The organism is Blautia sp. AF19-13LB, assembly GCF_003479105.1.
GTDB classification, from domain to species: domain Bacteria; phylum Bacillota; class Clostridia; order Lachnospirales; family Lachnospiraceae; genus Fusicatenibacter; species Fusicatenibacter saccharivorans.
The window spans coordinates 45763-62695 of the sequence record NZ_QUGO01000018.1 but is presented as its reverse complement, the minus strand read 5'-3'; the positions used below and the strand labels follow the sequence as shown (position 1 = coordinate 62695).

Here is a 16933-nt window from a genome sequence, read left to right as displayed (position 1 = left end):
AAGCTCCCGCACCTGCTGTTTACAAGGAGGATTTTATTTTATGGTAAATACCATGATTTCCATTCCCGGCTATGTCCATCTTTACCGCTCACTTTTGCGGTTTTACGACATGCCGGAAAATGAAGTCCGGGAAATGCTCTATCTTCTGAATACGGCAAACCTGGACTGCTACGAGTATTATCACCCGGACCGCAGTGTGATCCAGAGCGGACCGGTCGCTTTTTGCGGATGGCTGGAAACGAAAGACTGCCGCCCTTACCGCACAGAGGTACAGCTTTACAAGTCGCTGCTGTTTTTGAAGCGCAGCATTGACCGTGACCTGATCGTATCAGCTCAGAGGGAGGCTCTGCAAACCCTGCGCTGTATCATCTCCAATCTGGAATACCGCTTTTATAAAGCCTATGGCATGGAGATCGAGGACAAACGCACGGTCTATGGGGAATGTACCTACCGTCTGGTTCCAAGGGAGGACGAACCCAGCGTGTGCCTGATGCACGACTGGATCTACCTGCCGAGTGCTTAAAATGTCCCGAATAATACACAATATTCGGGACAAAATAAGAATACGATAGTTCCCATCTCCTGATATAGAATTTGAAACTGATGTATAAATTCTGTTCTATGTGGAATACTATTGCTAAAACTCTTGAAGCCTATTGAAAATTTGTCCCGAATAATATATAATATTCGGGACAAAAGGAGGTGAGCAATATGGCAAATGGCTATTCCAAACAGATTCAGGAGCAGATAAAAGCAGCGGCGGAAGGAACTATTTTCATCAGTTCTGATTTTGCGGATATTGCCGATACGGAAACCATAAGACGGAACTTAAACCGGCTTACACAGGCAGGTATGCTTCGCCGCATTTTGAAAGGTGTTTATGAAAAACCAAAATATAGCAAACTTCTGGATGAATATGTGGCGGCAGACCCGGAAGCGGTGGCGAACGCATTGGCACGAAGTTATCACTGGACGATTGCCCCATGTGGGAATACAGCATTGAACCTGTTAGGTCTTTCAACACAGGTAACAGCAGTATGGTCCTATATCAGCGATGGTCCATATAAGACCTACGAGTGGAACTCTACAAAGCTGGAATTTAAGCACCGGACCAATAAGGAGATTACCGGATTGTCCTATATGACAAGTTTGGTTATACAGGCATTAAAAACGCTTGGCAAATCGAATGTTACGCCAGAAGTCATACAGATGCTTTCCGAAAAACTGACAGACAAGGATAAACAGGCTTGTTTGAAGGAAGCAACAGAGTCTACGGATTGGGTTTACGATACGATACGACAGATTTGTGGAGGTGAAAAGGTACAATGAGAAATATAGCAAGACTTTCAGATAACGACCGCAGGGAGCTGTTCAGAAATACAGCAGATAAAATGGGACTGAATGATGCCATCGTAGAAAAAGACTTTTGGGTATGTTTTACGCTGGATTATTTATTTCACCGCTCACCATGGAAAGAGTCCATCACCTTTAAGGGAGGTACCAGCCTTTCAAAAGCCTTTCACCTGATCAGCCGGTTTTCAGAAGATATTGATTTGATTCTGGACTGGCGTGTATTGGGATATGGCAAAGATGAACCATGGGAGAAACGTTCCAATACAAAACAGGATGCTTTTAACAAAGAAGCCAATGCGCGTGCGGAGGTATTTCTGTCCGAAACATTCTGCCCGGCAGTCAAAGCCGGCTTATCCCAGGAAATCGGTTGTGAAGCAAATGTCTACATAGATGAAAAGGATAAACAGACGGTCATTTTCGCCTATCCGCACCTTTTTACAAATACGGCGACCTTACAGGTGATCCGTTTAGAGATTGGTGCGCTGGCAGCGTGGACTCCTGCAAAAACAGCGCAGATCGAACCTTACGCGGCAAAATATTATCCGAAGATTTTTGAGCAAAAAGAAACCGCAATCCTTACCGTTGCCCCGGAACGGACCTTCTGGGAAAAAGCCACAATCCTGCACCATGAAGCGAACAGACCGGAACATTTGGAAATGCCGCAGCGGTATTCCAGACATTATTATGATCTCTACCGCATGGCTGCAACACCGGTTAAAGAAGCTGCTTTTTCCAGGCTGGATCTCCTGAAGAAAGTTGTAGATTTCAAAATGAAATTCTATCCCAGATCATGGGCGAAGTACCCGGAGGCTGTGCCGGGCACATTAAAATTACTCCCGCCGGAATATCGGTTTGCAGCATTGGAAGCGGACTATAACTCTATGCAGGATATGTTGTATGGGGATGTTCCGACATTTGAGACAGTCATAGCAGCGGTCCAGGAACTGGAAAAAGAGATCAATACACTATAAACAATTACATATCCATTTATTTGCCGACTATTCTAAGATGCTTTAGAATAGCCGGTTTCTTGTTTTCAAAGGAGGGATGCTATATTACGCAAAATGAAGTCAATGCCGTTTTTGACGAACAGGTGCGGCTCTGTGCTGATACCTTGAAACGGAAAACCAAAGAATACACCGGGGATGACCCGGACCGGCTGGGTGCATTTAAGGCAGCGGCAGCTTTACAGCACACAACGCCCCAGCGTGCCCTTGCCGGTATGCTGGCAAAGCATATTGTTTCTCTATACGATATGTGCTTTGCCGAAGAAGTGGTTTATCCGATGGACACATGGGACGAAAAGATCACAGACAGTCTTAACTATCTGTTCTTACTGAAAGCGATTGTAAAGGAGGGACATACCAATTAAACAGATTGAAGTAAAAATTTTGAACTGCCAGGCGGTAGCGGAAGCAGAAAAAAACATGGTCTTTGCGGCAAGGCTTACCCAGCAGGGACATAAGATTGCCTCAATGGACGACCTGATGGAGCTCTACGAAAAATCATTCAGCGTTCAGACAGTAGCGGCTATGGGGGCGCTTCCCCATCCTACCATCCAGAAATTTGCGGTGATCACGGTAGCCATTGTCGGCGCCAGCAGGCGTTTTCTGGCGCAGATCACCCGCCACCAGAACGAAGTAAAATTTATGAGTGCATCGCTGCAGTACAGCAACTATACGGGACAGGCGGATTTCGCTGTCCCGTATTCTATTATGACGGCTCCGGCAGTGGTACGGGAACTGTACTTAAAAAGCTGTAATGAAAGCATGAAATGTTATGAAGCCCTGTGCACTGCCGGAAGCGGGCACGATGCGGCCGGCTATGCCACGCCCCAGGGATTGCGGAATGTACTGCTCATCAGCGCCACCCCTTATCAGTGGAAACATATCATCAGCCAGCGGGTATGCCGGAGAAATACAGATGAAACAAGGATCGTGCTGCTAAAGGTCTGGAAAGAACTTTATGAACTAAGCCCTGCTTTGTTTGCCCCATCACTGACCGGGCCTTTTTGTCAGATGGATCGATGTCTGGAAGGGAAAATGACCTGCGGACGAAAACTGCAGGCAAATATGACGCCAGAGGATATTTTGGAAAAAGATTATCCTGCTCTTTGGGAAGGAGACTGCCGATGAAAATAAAACTGATCGACTTTGGCGTGCCGGAGCACCAGCGTCCTTACCGTCCGCATGGCAATGATGCCGGAGCGGATGTTTATCTGCCCTATGACTGTACCTTACAGCCCGGAGAAATCGCCAAAATTCCTTTGGGTTTTGGACTGGAAATACCGGATGGATATGCGGGATATATCTTTCCCCGTACCAGCATGGCGGTAAAAGGTCTGGTCTGTGAACTGCCGCCTGTGGATTCCGGCTATTGTGGAGAGATCCATGCGATCATCAGCAATGTAAGCAATCAGGCGCAGTCTCTTTTTAAGGGAGCCCGTATCGGGCAGCTTGTGATCACGCCGATCGTCATTGCGGATTTTGTAACCGATCTGGGAACAGAACGAGGAACCGGCAGCTTTGGCAGTACCGGCGAATAGAAAAAGGCTGTTTGGAGAACAGTTTTTGAATACTTATCGGTATAGGGAGCGGACATTTCGAGAACATTATAAAATATAATAAAGAAAGTCACGAAAAAAGCGGCCTTTACCGTGACCGCTTACTTTCTGCTATTGAGTTCTTTCATAATACCGAGGATATATTGCATGGATTGAGGATCAAGCTGTCTTGCCTCTGCAATGAATTCCTTTAAGGTTTCCGGGTAGGTATTTCCTTCATCAAAGAATTCCTGCGGTGTCACACCCAGATATTCGCAGATGTAGAAAAAAGACTGCATAGCGGGAAGTGACTTTTTATTCTCAATATTATTGATGTAGTTGTTTGCCTGACCTAACGATAAAGACATATCGCGTGCGGAAACTCCTTTTTGTGTCCGCAGTTTCGCTAATCGTTCCGGGACAAAATCTTCATACATCGCCTTCACCTCCCATTCTGTAATAGATTGTACCTCACGCCCCTTTATTATCCGCAAAAGGAAAAAGGGTATTATCGTTGACTTGCTAAATTAAATCTATTACTATATGAAAAGTGAAGAATTTTACCTATCAGATGGAGGGATGACCGATGAAAGGAAAAACTTGCTGTGTTACCGGACACAGGGATTTACCGCAGAATGAGATCAACAAAATAAAAACAGCCTTGGCACATGAGATCGATGCTGCTGTTACAGATGGGTTCACCTGTTTTATGAGCGGTTTTGCAGATGGCGTAGACCAGTATTTTGTGGAGCTGGTGCTGGAAAGAAAGCAGACCACCCCGGCACTGGAGCTGATCGCAGTGATCCCTTACCGCAAGCGTCTGGACAGCCTAAATAAGAAAACAAGAACCCGTGAACTGCTGGAGGCTTGTGCGGATGTTGTTGTGATACAGGAAAAATATCTCCCAAGCGTCTACTCCCACAGAAATCGTTATATGGTGGAACACTCCGACCGAGTGATCGCTGTATATGACGGACGGGAAACCGGAGGTATAGCAAAGACGATCCGCTTTACCCACCGGATGAAGAAGGAACTGCGGGAAATCCCAGTTGGAGAAATCGTCCTGCCGGATCACTTGAAACCAAAAACAAAATAGATACCTGTTGATGCGCTCACTTTGAAGTGGGCGTTTTTCTTTACCCATTTTTAGGAGGAATGCTTATGTGGAACCTGATTTCACATTTCCTTACCTTTGCCGGAGGAATGGCTTCCGGCGTTATGTTGATGTGTCTTATGCAAACCGGAAAACTTGCGGATAAAGAATTTGAAACTATGAAGGAGGAATAAAAATTGAAACTTGTGATTGCAGAAAAGCCCTCTGTTGCTATGTCACTGGCAGCAGTATTAGGCGCAACGGAAAGAAAAGACGGTTATCTCGAAGGTTCCGGCTATCTGGTGAGCTGGTGCGTGGGACATCTTTTGGAACTGGCACAGCCGGAGGCTTACAAAGAACAGTACGCCAAATGGCGGTATGAGGATCTTCCGATCCTACCGGAAAACTGGAAATATGAAGTGCCAAAGGATAAGAAAACGCAGCTTGCCCTTTTGTGCCGATTGATGAAGGACAAACGGGTGGATTCCGTGGTATGCGCTACGGATGCCGGACGAGAAGGAGAACTGATCTTCCGTCTGGTCTATGAATATGCCGGATGTAATAAGCCTATGGAACGCCTTTGGATTTCCAGTATGGAGGATGCGGCGATCCGTGAGGGTTTTGACCATCTCCGTCCCGGCAGTGATTACGATAAACTCTATGATGCGGCGGTCTGCCGGGCAGGAGCCGACTGGCTGATCGGGATCAATGCCACCCGGCTTTTTTCTGTCCTGTATGGTGTCACCCTAAATGTCGGCCGTGTTATGTCACCGACACTGGCACTTTTGGTACAGCGTGAGTCGGATATTGAATCCTTCATCAGTAAGCCTTTTTATGTGCCGGAAATCACCTGCGGAGGTTTTACTGCTTCCGGCGAAAAAATGACGGAACGATCCGAGGCTGAAAAAATCCGTATGGACTGTGACCACAACTCCGCTTTTGTGCGTTCTGTGGAAAAGCAGGTAAAAACTATACAGCCTCCCCGCCTTTATGACCTTACAACTCTGCAAAGGGAATGTAACCGTATTTATGGCTATACGGCTCAACAGACCCTTGATTATGTGCAATCTCTCTATGAAAAGAAGCTGGCAACCTATCCGAGAACGGACAGCCAGTATTTGACGAAGGACATGCAGGCAACCGCCGCTTCCCTGATCCTATGGCTGCGTGACAATATGCCCTTTGGAAAAGGCTGCGCCGGAGAGCCGGACATTGACCGGGTAACAGACGACAGCAAAGTGACCGACCACCATGCCATCATCCCAACTGTGGAGATTGCACGGACAGACCTGTCGGAGCTTCCTTCCGGGGAGCGGGATGTGCTTACCCTGCTTGCCGTCAGACTGCTTTGTGCCACAACGCAGGCAAACCGGTTTGAAGCGGTCACCGCTATGTTAGACTGCCAGGGATATACTTTTACGGCAAAAGGAAAGACCATCTTACAGTCCGGCTGGAAAGAGGTGGAACGGATTCACCGTATGAGTATCAGGCAGAGTGAAACGGAACACAGAGAAAATGAAGATGCCGCTCTCCCTGTGCTGAAGGAAGGACAGACTTTTGAAACTGTGTCAGCAAGTCTCCGTGAAGGGAAAACTTCACCGCCGAAACATTATACGGAGGACACGCTGCTGTCCGCTATGGAGACGGCCGGTGCGGAAGATATGCCGGACGATGCCAAGCGTAAAGGATTGGGTACTCCGGCTACCCGTGCGGCAACACTGGAAAAGCTGGTTTCTGCCGGATTTGTACAGAGAAAGAAAAAGCAGCTCATTTCTACGGAAAAAGGAAGGAACCTGATCGCAGTCCTGCCGGACAATATCAAATCTCCCATTTTAACTGCAGAATGGGAATCTATGCTGAAACAAGTGGAACATGGCGAACTGTCGGCAACATCTTTTATGGATCAGATTGCAGATATGAGCCGGACGCTGGTAAAAGAACATACCGCCCCGGAGAAACGTTTTGCGGATCTGTTCCCTTCTTCCAGAGAAACTGCACATGAAGCCGTGGGGGTATGTCCTCGCTGCGGAGCCCCGGTATATGAAGGAAAGAAAGGTTTTTTCTGCGACAACAGGGAATGTTCTTTTGCTCTTTGGAAAGATAACCGTTTCTTTTCCAGCAAGAAAAAGTCCATCACAAAGTCTGTGGCAGCGGCTCTTTTGAAAGAGGGCCGTATTTCTATGTCCGGGCTTTACAGTGAAAAAACAGGAAAGACCTATGATGCGGAAGTGATCCTGGATGATACCGGCGGTAAATATGTGAATTTCAAGCTGGAATTTCCCGTAAAGAAAGGCAGGCGTAAATGAGTGACCGAAAAACCTTTGAATATGGCGGTTATCACTTCACGCCCATACGAAAATTTCACAAAAAAGAAGGCGACTTTTTCGTCATATCGAAACGGCTGGCAAGTGACTTCAACTTAGGGTTGTGTACCTATCAGGATCGGCAAAAAGCACCTTATGATTACAAAGACTTTTATACCGTCGCAACCGACAAAGAATGTGACATTTTCCGGTGCGAAGAAAATGGTTTGTTGTATGTGCCGGGGAAAAACGAACTTTTTATTTACCATGAACCAAAACAGAAAAAGCGGAACTCTATTGCCGATGCCCTTTCACAGTCCAGGAATGTTACTGATATAACCGGATTTTCCAGCGGCCGGCAAAGAAGTGCCCCGGAAAGGTAGGCGTTATGGCAGAGAGAGAATTGAACCGCTCGGAGCGGGCTGCGATCCGAAAGCTGGTTACGGAGCTTTGCGCCAACTATGACTCTCAGGATAAGATCTGCCTTCCTTTGGACAGTCCTTGCTATATGCTGAATAAATGGTGGACCGGTGCTTATTGCAGGTACTTTGAAAAAGCGGTGCTGCCGGTGGATGCAGCACTGGAATCAGCCATTACCGGCGAGGACACCTCCATGAGACAGAAAATATGCCCTGTGTGTGGAAAAGTGTATCTTCCTATAACCAGCCAGGCATATTGTTCTGATGCCTGCCGGATCTATGCAAGACGGAAATCCGAGCGGGAACGCAAACGCCGGAAGCGGCAAAACCAACTATGATATGTACGCAACTTAGCCCCAAAAGTCCTTGATTTTCAAGGGCTTTTTGCACCTGTTTTCAAGGGCGCTGTATAAGAATACTCCAGTGCTTTGAAATGAGGTTAAGTTGCGGACAAAACATATATTTTAACAAAAACGATAGGAGGCGATTTTTTTGAATATCAACACGATTACTGCGGAGGATCTTCGCCGCATGCCGGATAAGGAAGGACTGATTTTACAGGGCTGTGGCGGGGATCTGACAGAATGGGTAGACGGAATCAATGAAATGCTGACACAGGCAGGCATATTGAAAGATGGCAGTCAGTTTGAGAATGTGTTTGCTTTTCAGCACGGAGAACTGACCTGTTTGCTTTACCCGTTTGATGATGTGAAACTGGATATAGGAAAACTTGCCCTGTGGCGTTTACAGACCCATGAAGTCTATGGCGGCACATGGCTGTCGGACTTTGTGCCGAATTATTTAGGCGGATTTATAGAAACACCGGAAGCGTTGGCAGATAAACCGGATTGTCCACTGATCGGAGCAGATGGGAACATTTTTAATCTGCTGGGTATTGCTTCCCGTACTTTGCGGGAGCATGGTCTGAAAGAACAGGCAAAAGAAATGTCTGATCGGGTATTTGCTTCCGGCAGTTATGGAGAAGCGCTCTGTATCATTGGCGAATATGTCAACATCACAGATTCCGAACCGGAGCATAAGAATTCTCTCCGTCAGCAGCTAAAAGCAACAAAACCGGCAGACCCGGTAAAAAAGCAGCAAACTTCCAAACAGCAGGAACGATAAGGAGGGATGCGGAATGGAAAAGAAACTGACCTATGGTGTATGGGCGGTACGAAGCAGCACTTCTATTTTCGGACCGGCACAAAGCTGGTGCAAGGAAAATGGAAAACCGTTGGAATTTGATAGCAAAGCCGATGCTGAAAACTATGCAAAGGAAGCCAACGAGCATACGACAGCAAATGTCCGATACTATGTGAAAGAAAAAGAACCGGAACCCGGTGCTGTTCGGAAAGGAACATCTCAACCGGAGCTGGATGCACGCAGCCATGAAGAAGTGACACCAAGAAATGATGCATCGGAAAAACAAAATGAGATTCCGGGCAGACAGATTCCTTCTCAAACAGATCCGCTGGTAGAAATCCGCTCTGCGGTTCATAGTAATTACGCAGGCATGGTCGCTATGCTGGGTGCGGACAACCGTGTGTATTTGGGGCGTGAGGAACGCTGCCATTGTCAGGATATGCAGCCATCTTACTATGACAATCAGGATGGTTCCCTGTGCTTTGTCTGTGATCAGCCCGACATGTATTATTTTCTTTATGGAGAAGGCTGGGCGCATACCCAGACGGAAATGCTGGAACGAGGGCTTACCCTGCGCCAGTATGAAGAATTTGCGAGACTGCAAAATGGCGTCCTTGCACAGTTTACCACACAAAGAGAAATCCTGTTTGCCGGACAGCCATTTCAAGCGCCAGAAAGTTATCTTCGCAATGCGGAACTTTATGAGGAAGGACAAACCGGCAACTACAATATGCTGGATGGCAGGCTGAACAACGAACCTCTTGTGCGTCCGGATCTGACAGATGGACAGACGGATGAAGAAATCCGGGAGCTGGTGCCGGAAGCAAAGCCGTCCTTGATGGACCGTCTGAAAGCAGATAAACCGGAGCATGAAGCAAGGCAGATGATCCCTCCGGTGCCGGAAAGGGAACGCTGATGGCTGGGGTAAGATTTGAGGATGTAGATCTTCTGGGTGCTCTTTCCCGTATCGTAGATCTTCATACCCAACATTATAAAGAGGACTTTGACCTGGATAAAGAACTGATCTCAAAACTGGCTGTGTCAGACCGTTCAGAGGATAAACAGCTTCTTTGGATGTCACGCCCCTGCGGAACCTATACCCTGCGTGAACGGGAAGTTTATCTGGAGGGCAGCCATGAAAACAAAGTGTGGCGGTTTTACCAGGAACATACAAATGATCCCGTTTTGGCTTATGCTATCTCTTTGAAAGAAGTCAGGGACGGAAAAATATTTGGCGATCTCTATCCGCTAAATTACAGAGAACATGTGGAACGGATGAAAAAACTGACCTGTCCAATCGGAAATGTAGCCGTTGCATTTGAGGATGGAAATATTATCACGATTCCCTATCAGGAACGGAGACAGCTTATGAACCGGCTTATGCCAGAGCATGGAGCACCTAAAACAATGACGTATCTGCCAGAAAATGAGCCGGAGTTGATGATGATCCTAAAACGGGAACGCTTCAAACGCAGCTATCATGCGACAGCCGGAAATCTGGAGGAATATCTTGATAAGCTGGAAAAGACCACCTTGCGGGAAAAACTCAAAAGAGCAAAGACGGTGGTTTCAACACAGGAGGTCTCATCTCATAAAAGAGGGTTGGAACGATGAAGGGCAGGCATAACAAAAAATCTGTCCGCGTCGAATTTGTCATGTCCGAAGCGGAGGCCGAACTGGTAAAAGAACGCATGGCGGAACTTGGCATTACCAATCTGTCGGCATATCTGCGAAAGATGGCCGTAGACGGTTACATCATTCACCTTGATATGGGAGACATTCAAGAAATGATCCGGCTTCTCCGCATTTGTTCCAATAACTTAAACCAATATACCAGACGGGCCAATGAGACCGGCAATATTTATGCCGCAGATATAGAGGACATCCGCACCCGTCTGGACAGCCTTTGGGATGGCATGGACAAACTGATCCGGGGATTTGCAAACATTTCATAAACATCCGGAAAGCCGTTGCTTTCTTTTTGCCGTCACGGTAAAATTTTTATAAGGGCAGATACCCTTCTGAAAGGAGGCAAAGCGTATGCGTTTGATAGGTAAATTACTGGCACTTCCTTTTATGCTGGTTACGGGAATTCTTTATCTGGTATGTAAATTTTTGGTGGTCCTTTCCGGTGCGGTACTTGGGATTCTTTCCGGGATCATCTTTTTGGCAGCATTGGTGCTGTTCTTTGTCGCAGGATTTTTGCCGGGTCTTGCCTGGCTTATGATCGCCTTTCTTATCAGTCCATACGGTCTGCCTCTGGCGGCTGCATGGCTGGTAGGGATCATTGGTGGGACAAACAGTGCCTTAAAGGATTTTATATTTGGTTAAGCAGATTTGGCGGGGCGCATAGGCAGCCCCGCTCTTTTTCTGCAATTATAACTTCTCTGATTGAAATTAAGTTAAGGAGGTGACGAAAATGGCGACCACAAGACTGATGCCGCTGCACATAGGAAAAGGCCGGGATATTTCTACTGCGATTGCAGATATTATTGATTATGTAGAAAATCCGCAGAAAACCGATTTGGGAAAATTCATTTATGGCTATGAGTGTGATACCCGGCTTGCTGATGCAGAGTTTCTTCTGTCCAAACGACAGTATGCAAATCTGACCGGCAGAAATCAGGGTGCAGATGATGTGATCGCCTACCATCTCCGTCAGGCATTTAAGCCCGGCGAAGTTACGCCAGAAGAAGCTAATCAGATCGGCAGGGAGCTGGCACTGAAGCTCACAAAAGGAAACCATGCCTTTGTTGTCTGCACCCATGTGGATAAGCACCATGTCCATAATCACATCATTATCAACTCTACTACACTGGACTGTCAGAAAAAATTTCGCAACTTCTGGGGTTCTACCTGGGCAATCCGGCGAATGAATGACAAGCTGTGTTTGGAGCATGGACTTTCGATTGTAGAAAATCCGAAACCCAGCCGGGAGCATTATGGCACATGGCTGGGAAATAAAAAGCAGCCTTCCTTTCAGGAGCAGATACGCATTGCTATTGATGCTGCATTAGAGGAAAAGCCAAAAGATTTTGAGGAACTTCTACAGAAGCTGGAAACTGCTGGGCTGGAAGTCAACCGTGAAAGAAAACATCTTCGGTTCCGAGTTCCGGGACAAGAAAATTATACCCGATGCGATACGCTCAAAGGCGATTATACAGAACAAGCCATCAAAGAACGGATTGCCGGTACACGGACAGTAAAACCCCGCCATGCCTTTTCTAAAAAAACGGTTTCCAAAGTTGGATTGCTGGTTGATATTGAAGTTGCAATCCGTTCCGGCAAGGGCCCTGGTTATGAGCGCTGGGCAAAAGTGTTCAACCTAAAGCAGCTTTCTCAGGCAGTGCTCTACTTAAAAGAACATGGCGATATGGGTTATGAGGATCTTCTGGAAAAAGCCAACGCCACTACCACTAATTTCAATACCTTATCCGTTCAGATCAAAGATCTGGAGTCAAAAATGAACGCCAATGCCGAGCTGCAAAAACAGATCGTAAACTATGCGAAAACGCGGGCTGTCTATGTAGAATATCGCAAAGCCGGGTACAGCAAAAAATTCCGAACAGAACATGAAGCTGAAATTCTGCTGCACCAGGCGGCAAAGAATCATTTTGACGAGCTGGGAATCAAAAAGCTCCCCTCTGTCAAATCTCTCCGGGAGGAATACACCGATCTTCTGGAACAAAAACGGAAAGCCTATTCTGCCTATAAGCAGGCCAAAAATGATATGAAAGAACTTCATAATGTTCGGGCCAATGTGGAATACCTATTAGAGATTTCTTCCCCACCACAACCGCAGCGCAGCACAGAAAAATCCCGTCAATAAGGTTTGCTAACTTGAATTCTATAGACCTTGACTTTCCTGGACTTCTTAACTATAATAATACTCAAGCAGGGGGACTACCTTGTAGTTGAGAAGGTTAAAACCTGACCGTTTGAACCTGTTGGCTAATACCAACGCAGGGAGCTAAAGAATACAGATTCGTATTTTTTGGACATTCTCTGTTTTGGGAATGTCCTTTTTAATTGAATAAGATATGATATGTGTTTGCGAGGGAACTGAACAAGTTGAAAAAGGTAAGACCTGACCTCTGGACCTGTCGGCTAATACCGGCGTAGGGAAGCAATTTCTTACGCTCGTATTGCGTCTGAAAGAGCTTCTAATTGTTTTAGAGGCTCTATTTTTTTATTTTAGGAGGAACAAACATGGCATTTATGAAAGACATTTTAACCCGCAACATCCCCATTTGGGAAGAATGTGCAGCTACCCCATTTGTGCAGGAAGTGCAAACTGGAAAGCTACCTCTTGAAAAGTTCAAGAGATATATGATTCAGGATAGTATCTATCTGAAAAACTATGCCCGTATATACGGCAAGGCAATTTTTCATGCTGATACATTAAGAGAAATTCAGCTTTACTATTCCATGCTGAATTTTGTAAATGATACGGAATCAGAAGTGCGTCTGGATTATCTAAAGCAATTTTGCATGACGGATAATGATATTGAACTGATCGCTCCTCTGCCTGAAAATCAAAATTACATTGATTTCATGTTTGAGATTGCGTCACATGGAAAGAATGAAGAAATTTTAATGGCGGTTCTTCCCTGTATGCTAAGTTACAGCTATATATTCCGCAAATTGGCGGCTGTTCCTACAAGCAGACAGTCAAGATATTGGGACTTTATCAAAGATCATGCGGATGAACAATATGCAGAAAGCTGCAAAGAATGGTCTGCTTTTGCAGAGCATAAATGTGCCGGGTTATCAGTAGCAAATAAAAAGTATCTGGCTGATATTTTTGAAAAAGCAAGTTTGTTAGAGCTTGCTTTTTGGAAGATGGCCTATCGGAACGAGAGAATGGAGGAAAATGCAAAATGAAAAAAGTATTGTCCATTGCCGGATCAGATTGCAGCGGAGGTGCAGGTATTCAGGCTGATTTGAAAACTTTTTCTGCTCACGGTGTATTTGGAATGAGTGTTATTGTTTCTGTTGTTGCAGAGAACACCAGCCGTGTTATCGACATCCAAGATATTACCCCGGATATGATTGAAAAACAGATTGACGCCGTATTTGAAGATATTGAAGTGGACGCAGTAAAAATCGGTATGCTTTCTACACCAGAATGTATGAAAGCGGTGGCAAAGAAACTATTACAATATAAGCCCCAAAATGTTGTAATCGACCCGGTTATGTATGCCAAAAATGGCTGCCCATTGATGAATCCTACGGCGGTTTCCACCTTGATAGACACAGTAATTCCACTTGCCGATGTACTTACTCCAAATATTCCAGAGGCAGAGAAAATAGCGGATATGCAGATTTCCACAGTTTCAGATATGGAGGCTGCCGCAAGAAAAATATATGCCATGGGTTGTAAGGCGATTGTTGTCAAGGGTGGACATCATATAGGAAATGCTGTTGATGTCCTATTTGATGGAGAAAATTTCTACCATTTTGAAACATCCCGCATTGATACGAAAAATACTCATGGGACAGGCTGTACCTTTTCTTCTGCAATCGCTTCCCAGCTTGCAAAGGGAAAAAGTGTTCCGCTTGCAGTCGAATCTGCAAAGGCTTATGTCACAATGGCAATCGAACACTCTCTTGCGATTGGAAAAGGCTGTGGCCCGACGCACCATTTCTACGAATTGTATCAGCATGGTTTATCTAAAGAATAGGCAGGTGCAAAATGAACTTTGATTATACACTTTATCTTGTTACTGATCGTCAACTAATGAGCTGCGATAGCCTGACAGAAGCGGTAGAACAGGCAATTTTAGGAGGCTGCACAATGATACAACTCCGAGAAAAAGAATTGTCCTCATTAGAATTTTACAATCAGGCTGTTGCCGTGAAACAGGTTACGGATAAATACCATATTCCCCTCATCATAAACGACAGAATAGATATTGCAATGGCTGTGCAGGCTGCGGGAGTACATATTGGACAGCATGATTTACCTGCGGCTGCCGTCCGCAAAGTAATAGGAGAAAATATGCTGTTGGGGGTATCTGCTTCTTCCATTGTAGAAGCAATACAGGCACAACAGGATGGTGCGGATTATTTGGGAGTTGGCGCAATGTTCCCTACTGGAACTAAAACCGACGCTGATTCTGTATCAATGGAAGAATTACAGAAAATCCGCGCAGCCGTTTCTTTGCCGATAGTTGTTATTGGCGGTATCAATAAGGGAAATGCAGGGCGTTTCAAGCCCATGGGAATTGACGGGCTGGCTGTTGTATCTGCCATCATAGCGCAGTCTGATATAAAAGCTGCTGCTGCGGAACTGAAAGATTTATTTTGCGGAAAGGAAAAGAAAAATGGATTTTAATGCGGCAATCTTTGATTTAGATGGAACAATTCTGGATTCAATGGATGTATGGGAGCATATAGATATTCAGTTTTTGAAAAAGAGAAATCTTCCCGTCCCGGAAAATTATGTAACTGAAATATGTGCAAGGAGTTTTGAGGAAGCCGCACAATATACCATTGATCTTTTTGGATTGCAGGAAACGGTAGAGGGAATTATTGAGGAATGGAATAATATGGCGGTCGAGGAATACAGTAACCATGTCGGTCTGCTGCCCCATGCCCTTGATTATCTTCTGCGCTTAAAAGAACATGGAATAAAACTTGCAGTTGCTACGGGGTTGCCGGAAAAGCTCTATATTCCATGCTTAAAGAACAATTCTATTTTAGAATTATTTGACGCTCTATGTTCAACAGATGAGGTTCAGCGGGGAAAAGAATATTCGGATGTCTTTGAATTGGCCGCAAGAAAATTAGGGGTTGCACCTGAACACTGTATTGTGTTTGATGATGTGCTTCCAGCAATTAAAAGCGCAAAGGCAGCCCGTATGTTAGCAGGCGGGATTTATGATAAGTATTCCGCAGATCAGCGTACAGAAATAGAAAGGATTGCGGATATTTACTTACTTGATTTTCGGCAAGCACCGATCCCACACAAAGAGGTATGAAAATGGAAAAATGGGATTTATATAATGCAAAACGGGAAAAGTCTGGAATAACAGTGTGCCGTGGAGAAATCATACCCAAAGGGCTGTATCATTTATCTGTGAGTGTATGGATCGTCAACCAGCAGGGGCAGTATCTTTTATCACAGCGGCATCCGAAAAAGCAATACCCTCTTTATTGGGAATGTACGGGTGGTTCTGTACTTTCCGGGGAAACCAGTTTACAAGGAGCAATCCGAGAGGTAAAAGAAGAATTAGGAATACTGCTTACTCCCGGAAGTGAAAAATTGATTTATCAGAGCAGACGGGAAAATGTGCAGGATTTTTACGATGTTTGGCTATTTCATAAGGATATAAAGATTGAAGAAATGCGTTTACAGGAAACAGAAGTTGTGGATGTTCAATGGGTAAATCCAGATAAGTTATTTGAGATGTTTCGCCTGAAACATCTGCACCCTCTAATTACCTATGTAGATCAGCTAATAGGCTGAAAAAGCGCCGGGCGCAGAGGTATCAAAGCCTCTGCATCTGGCGCTTCTTTTTTGTCATTTTTCCCGCATTTAGAACCCCGTTTTGCGGGGAACAGGATAACTTTATCCACCTGCCTGCCTGCCATGCGGAAAAACCCTTGATTTCCGTGGACTTTTAACGCCCTAAATGCGTAGACAGGAGGTATCTTTTCCGCTGGCGCTCAGCCTTTTAATTCCGTGTTGCACATGAGGCGGAAATCTTACTGCACCAGACAGCGAAGAATCATTTTGACGAACTGGGAATCAAAAAGCTCCCCTCTGTCAAATCTCTCCGAGAGGAATACACCGATCTTCTGGAACAAAAACGGAAAGCCTATTCTGCCTATAAGCAGGCCAAAAATGATATGAAAGAACTTCATAATGTTCGGGCCAATGTGGAATATCTATTAGAGATTTCTTCCCCACCACAACCGCAGCGCAGCACAGAAAAATCCCGTCAATAAGATTTGTCTGCTTTTGGTTTTCAGCGTTCCAACGGAACGCGCAGCCATTGCCACCGGCAATGATCTCAGGGGTTTGGGGATATGTCACCAACAAGCATTAGCAGGAATTCCGGAAACGGGATTTCTG

At 45.6% G+C, this 16933-nt stretch carries 23 protein-coding genes and 1 riboswitch; of the genes, 22 read left to right on the top strand and 1 reads right to left on the bottom strand.

All coding sequences use genetic code 11. The features are described 5' to 3' along the window. The first annotated feature begins 40 nt into the window (after nucleotides 1-40). The 6 genes from DWX32_RS15830 (at nucleotide 41) to DWX32_RS15805 (ending at nucleotide 3898) form a co-directional block, all read left to right on the top strand. Nucleotides 41-523, top strand: coding sequence for a hypothetical protein (locus DWX32_RS15830; protein WP_071144309.1), 483 nt, complete (start codon nucleotides 41-43; stop codon nucleotides 521-523). Nucleotides 524-711: 188 nt separating this feature from the next. Beyond that, nucleotides 712-1329 carry a DUF6088 family protein gene (locus DWX32_RS15825; protein WP_025577929.1) on the top strand — a complete coding sequence of 206 codons (618 nt, stop codon included), beginning with the start codon at nucleotides 712-714 and terminating at the stop codon, nucleotides 1327-1329. Continuing rightward, a complete protein-coding gene (locus DWX32_RS15820) occupies nucleotides 1326-2324 on the top strand; it encodes a nucleotidyl transferase AbiEii/AbiGii toxin family protein (RefSeq protein WP_025577928.1) in 999 nt (332 codons plus the stop codon). Before DWX32_RS15825 ends, DWX32_RS15820 begins: the two co-directional genes overlap by 4 nt. 83 nt (nucleotides 2325-2407) lie before the next feature. Continuing rightward, nucleotides 2408-2725, top strand: a complete 318-nt coding sequence (locus DWX32_RS15815) for a hypothetical protein (protein WP_029676883.1) — start codon at nucleotides 2408-2410, stop codon at nucleotides 2723-2725. After that, on the top strand, nucleotides 2721-3488 hold the full coding sequence (locus tag DWX32_RS15810) for an FAD-dependent thymidylate synthase (RefSeq protein ID WP_256372856.1): 768 nt from the start codon (nucleotides 2721-2723) through the stop codon (nucleotides 3486-3488). Before DWX32_RS15815 ends, DWX32_RS15810 begins: the two co-directional genes overlap by 5 nt. Beyond that, nucleotides 3485-3898 carry a dUTP diphosphatase gene (locus DWX32_RS15805; RefSeq protein ID WP_118427310.1) on the top strand — a complete coding sequence of 138 codons (414 nt, stop codon included), beginning with the start codon at nucleotides 3485-3487 and terminating at the stop codon, nucleotides 3896-3898. The genes DWX32_RS15810 and DWX32_RS15805 overlap by 4 nt, the downstream gene beginning before the upstream one ends. A gap of 119 nt (nucleotides 3899-4017) precedes the next feature. Here DWX32_RS15805 and DWX32_RS15800 read toward each other — a convergent pair whose 3' ends face one another. Next, the gene (locus tag DWX32_RS15800; RefSeq protein ID WP_005361112.1) at nucleotides 4018-4332 is read right to left on the bottom strand and encodes a helix-turn-helix domain-containing protein; all 315 of its coding nucleotides are present in this window, start codon (nucleotides 4330-4332) and stop codon (nucleotides 4018-4020) included. Nucleotides 4333-4481: 149 nt separating this feature from the next. Here DWX32_RS15800 and DWX32_RS15795 point away from each other — a divergent pair, with 149 nt between their 5' ends. From DWX32_RS15795 to DWX32_RS15720, 16 genes are all read left to right on the top strand, one after another. Beyond that, nucleotides 4482-4991, top strand: a complete 510-nt coding sequence (locus DWX32_RS15795) for an SLOG family protein (RefSeq protein WP_117514300.1) — start codon at nucleotides 4482-4484, stop codon at nucleotides 4989-4991. A 65-nt stretch (nucleotides 4992-5056) separates the two neighbouring features. Further along, nucleotides 5057-5182, top strand: coding sequence for a DUF3789 domain-containing protein (locus DWX32_RS15790; protein WP_081017347.1), 126 nt, complete (start codon nucleotides 5057-5059; stop codon nucleotides 5180-5182). Between the two features lie 3 nt (nucleotides 5183-5185). Then, nucleotides 5186-7294, top strand: a complete 2109-nt coding sequence (locus DWX32_RS15785) for a DNA topoisomerase 3 (RefSeq protein ID WP_118427312.1) — start codon at nucleotides 5186-5188, stop codon at nucleotides 7292-7294. After that, entirely contained in the window at nucleotides 7291-7674 is a 384-nt protein-coding gene (locus tag DWX32_RS15780; protein WP_117567355.1) for a hypothetical protein, read from the top strand. The genes DWX32_RS15785 and DWX32_RS15780 overlap by 4 nt, the downstream gene beginning before the upstream one ends. A gap of 5 nt (nucleotides 7675-7679) precedes the next feature. After that, complete coding sequence (locus DWX32_RS15775; RefSeq protein ID WP_117567357.1) at nucleotides 7680-8048, top strand: cysteine-rich VLP protein; 369 nt, start codon at nucleotides 7680-7682, stop codon at nucleotides 8046-8048. A gap of 193 nt (nucleotides 8049-8241) precedes the next feature. Further along, nucleotides 8242-8835 carry a hypothetical protein gene (locus DWX32_RS15770; protein ID WP_182438755.1) on the top strand — a complete coding sequence of 198 codons (594 nt, stop codon included), beginning with the start codon at nucleotides 8242-8244 and terminating at the stop codon, nucleotides 8833-8835. Nucleotides 8836-8848: 13 nt separating this feature from the next. Then, entirely contained in the window at nucleotides 8849-9769 is a 921-nt protein-coding gene (locus DWX32_RS15765; RefSeq protein ID WP_117504575.1) for a DUF4316 domain-containing protein, read from the top strand. Beyond that, complete coding sequence (locus DWX32_RS15760) at nucleotides 9769-10467, top strand: hypothetical protein (RefSeq protein WP_118427316.1); 699 nt, start codon at nucleotides 9769-9771, stop codon at nucleotides 10465-10467. The genes DWX32_RS15765 and DWX32_RS15760 overlap by 1 nt, the downstream gene beginning before the upstream one ends. Beyond that, nucleotides 10464-10808: a plasmid mobilization protein gene (locus tag DWX32_RS15755; protein ID WP_117468891.1), complete on the top strand. Its 345-nt coding sequence runs from the start codon at nucleotides 10464-10466 to the stop codon at nucleotides 10806-10808. Before DWX32_RS15760 ends, DWX32_RS15755 begins: the two co-directional genes overlap by 4 nt. A gap of 85 nt (nucleotides 10809-10893) precedes the next feature. Further along, on the top strand, nucleotides 10894-11184 hold the full coding sequence (locus DWX32_RS15750; protein ID WP_117567363.1) for a CD1845 family protein: 291 nt from the start codon (nucleotides 10894-10896) through the stop codon (nucleotides 11182-11184). A gap of 88 nt (nucleotides 11185-11272) precedes the next feature. Further along, complete coding sequence (locus tag DWX32_RS15745) at nucleotides 11273-12682, top strand: relaxase/mobilization nuclease domain-containing protein (protein ID WP_118535723.1); 1410 nt, start codon at nucleotides 11273-11275, stop codon at nucleotides 12680-12682. Between the two features lie 57 nt (nucleotides 12683-12739). Then, nucleotides 12740-12839, top strand: a riboswitch (TPP riboswitch). Between the two features lie 223 nt (nucleotides 12840-13062). Next, the gene (locus tag DWX32_RS15740) at nucleotides 13063-13737 is read left to right on the top strand and encodes a TenA family protein (protein WP_118535721.1); all 675 of its coding nucleotides are present in this window, start codon (nucleotides 13063-13065) and stop codon (nucleotides 13735-13737) included. Continuing rightward, on the top strand, nucleotides 13734-14537 hold the full coding sequence (gene thiD, locus DWX32_RS15735) for a bifunctional hydroxymethylpyrimidine kinase/phosphomethylpyrimidine kinase (RefSeq protein WP_004611583.1): 804 nt from the start codon (nucleotides 13734-13736) through the stop codon (nucleotides 14535-14537). The genes DWX32_RS15740 and thiD overlap by 4 nt, the downstream gene beginning before the upstream one ends. 11 nt (nucleotides 14538-14548) lie before the next feature. Further along, nucleotides 14549-15190: a thiamine phosphate synthase gene (thiE, locus tag DWX32_RS15730; RefSeq protein WP_077326105.1), complete on the top strand. Its 642-nt coding sequence runs from the start codon at nucleotides 14549-14551 to the stop codon at nucleotides 15188-15190. After that, nucleotides 15180-15836: an HAD family hydrolase gene (locus DWX32_RS15725; protein ID WP_005361145.1), complete on the top strand. Its 657-nt coding sequence runs from the start codon at nucleotides 15180-15182 to the stop codon at nucleotides 15834-15836. The genes thiE and DWX32_RS15725 overlap by 11 nt, the downstream gene beginning before the upstream one ends. Before the next feature lie 2 nt (nucleotides 15837-15838). Then, nucleotides 15839-16324, top strand: a complete 486-nt coding sequence (locus DWX32_RS15720) for an NUDIX hydrolase (RefSeq protein WP_223385983.1) — start codon at nucleotides 15839-15841, stop codon at nucleotides 16322-16324. Nucleotides 16325-16933: the final 609 nt, after the last annotated feature.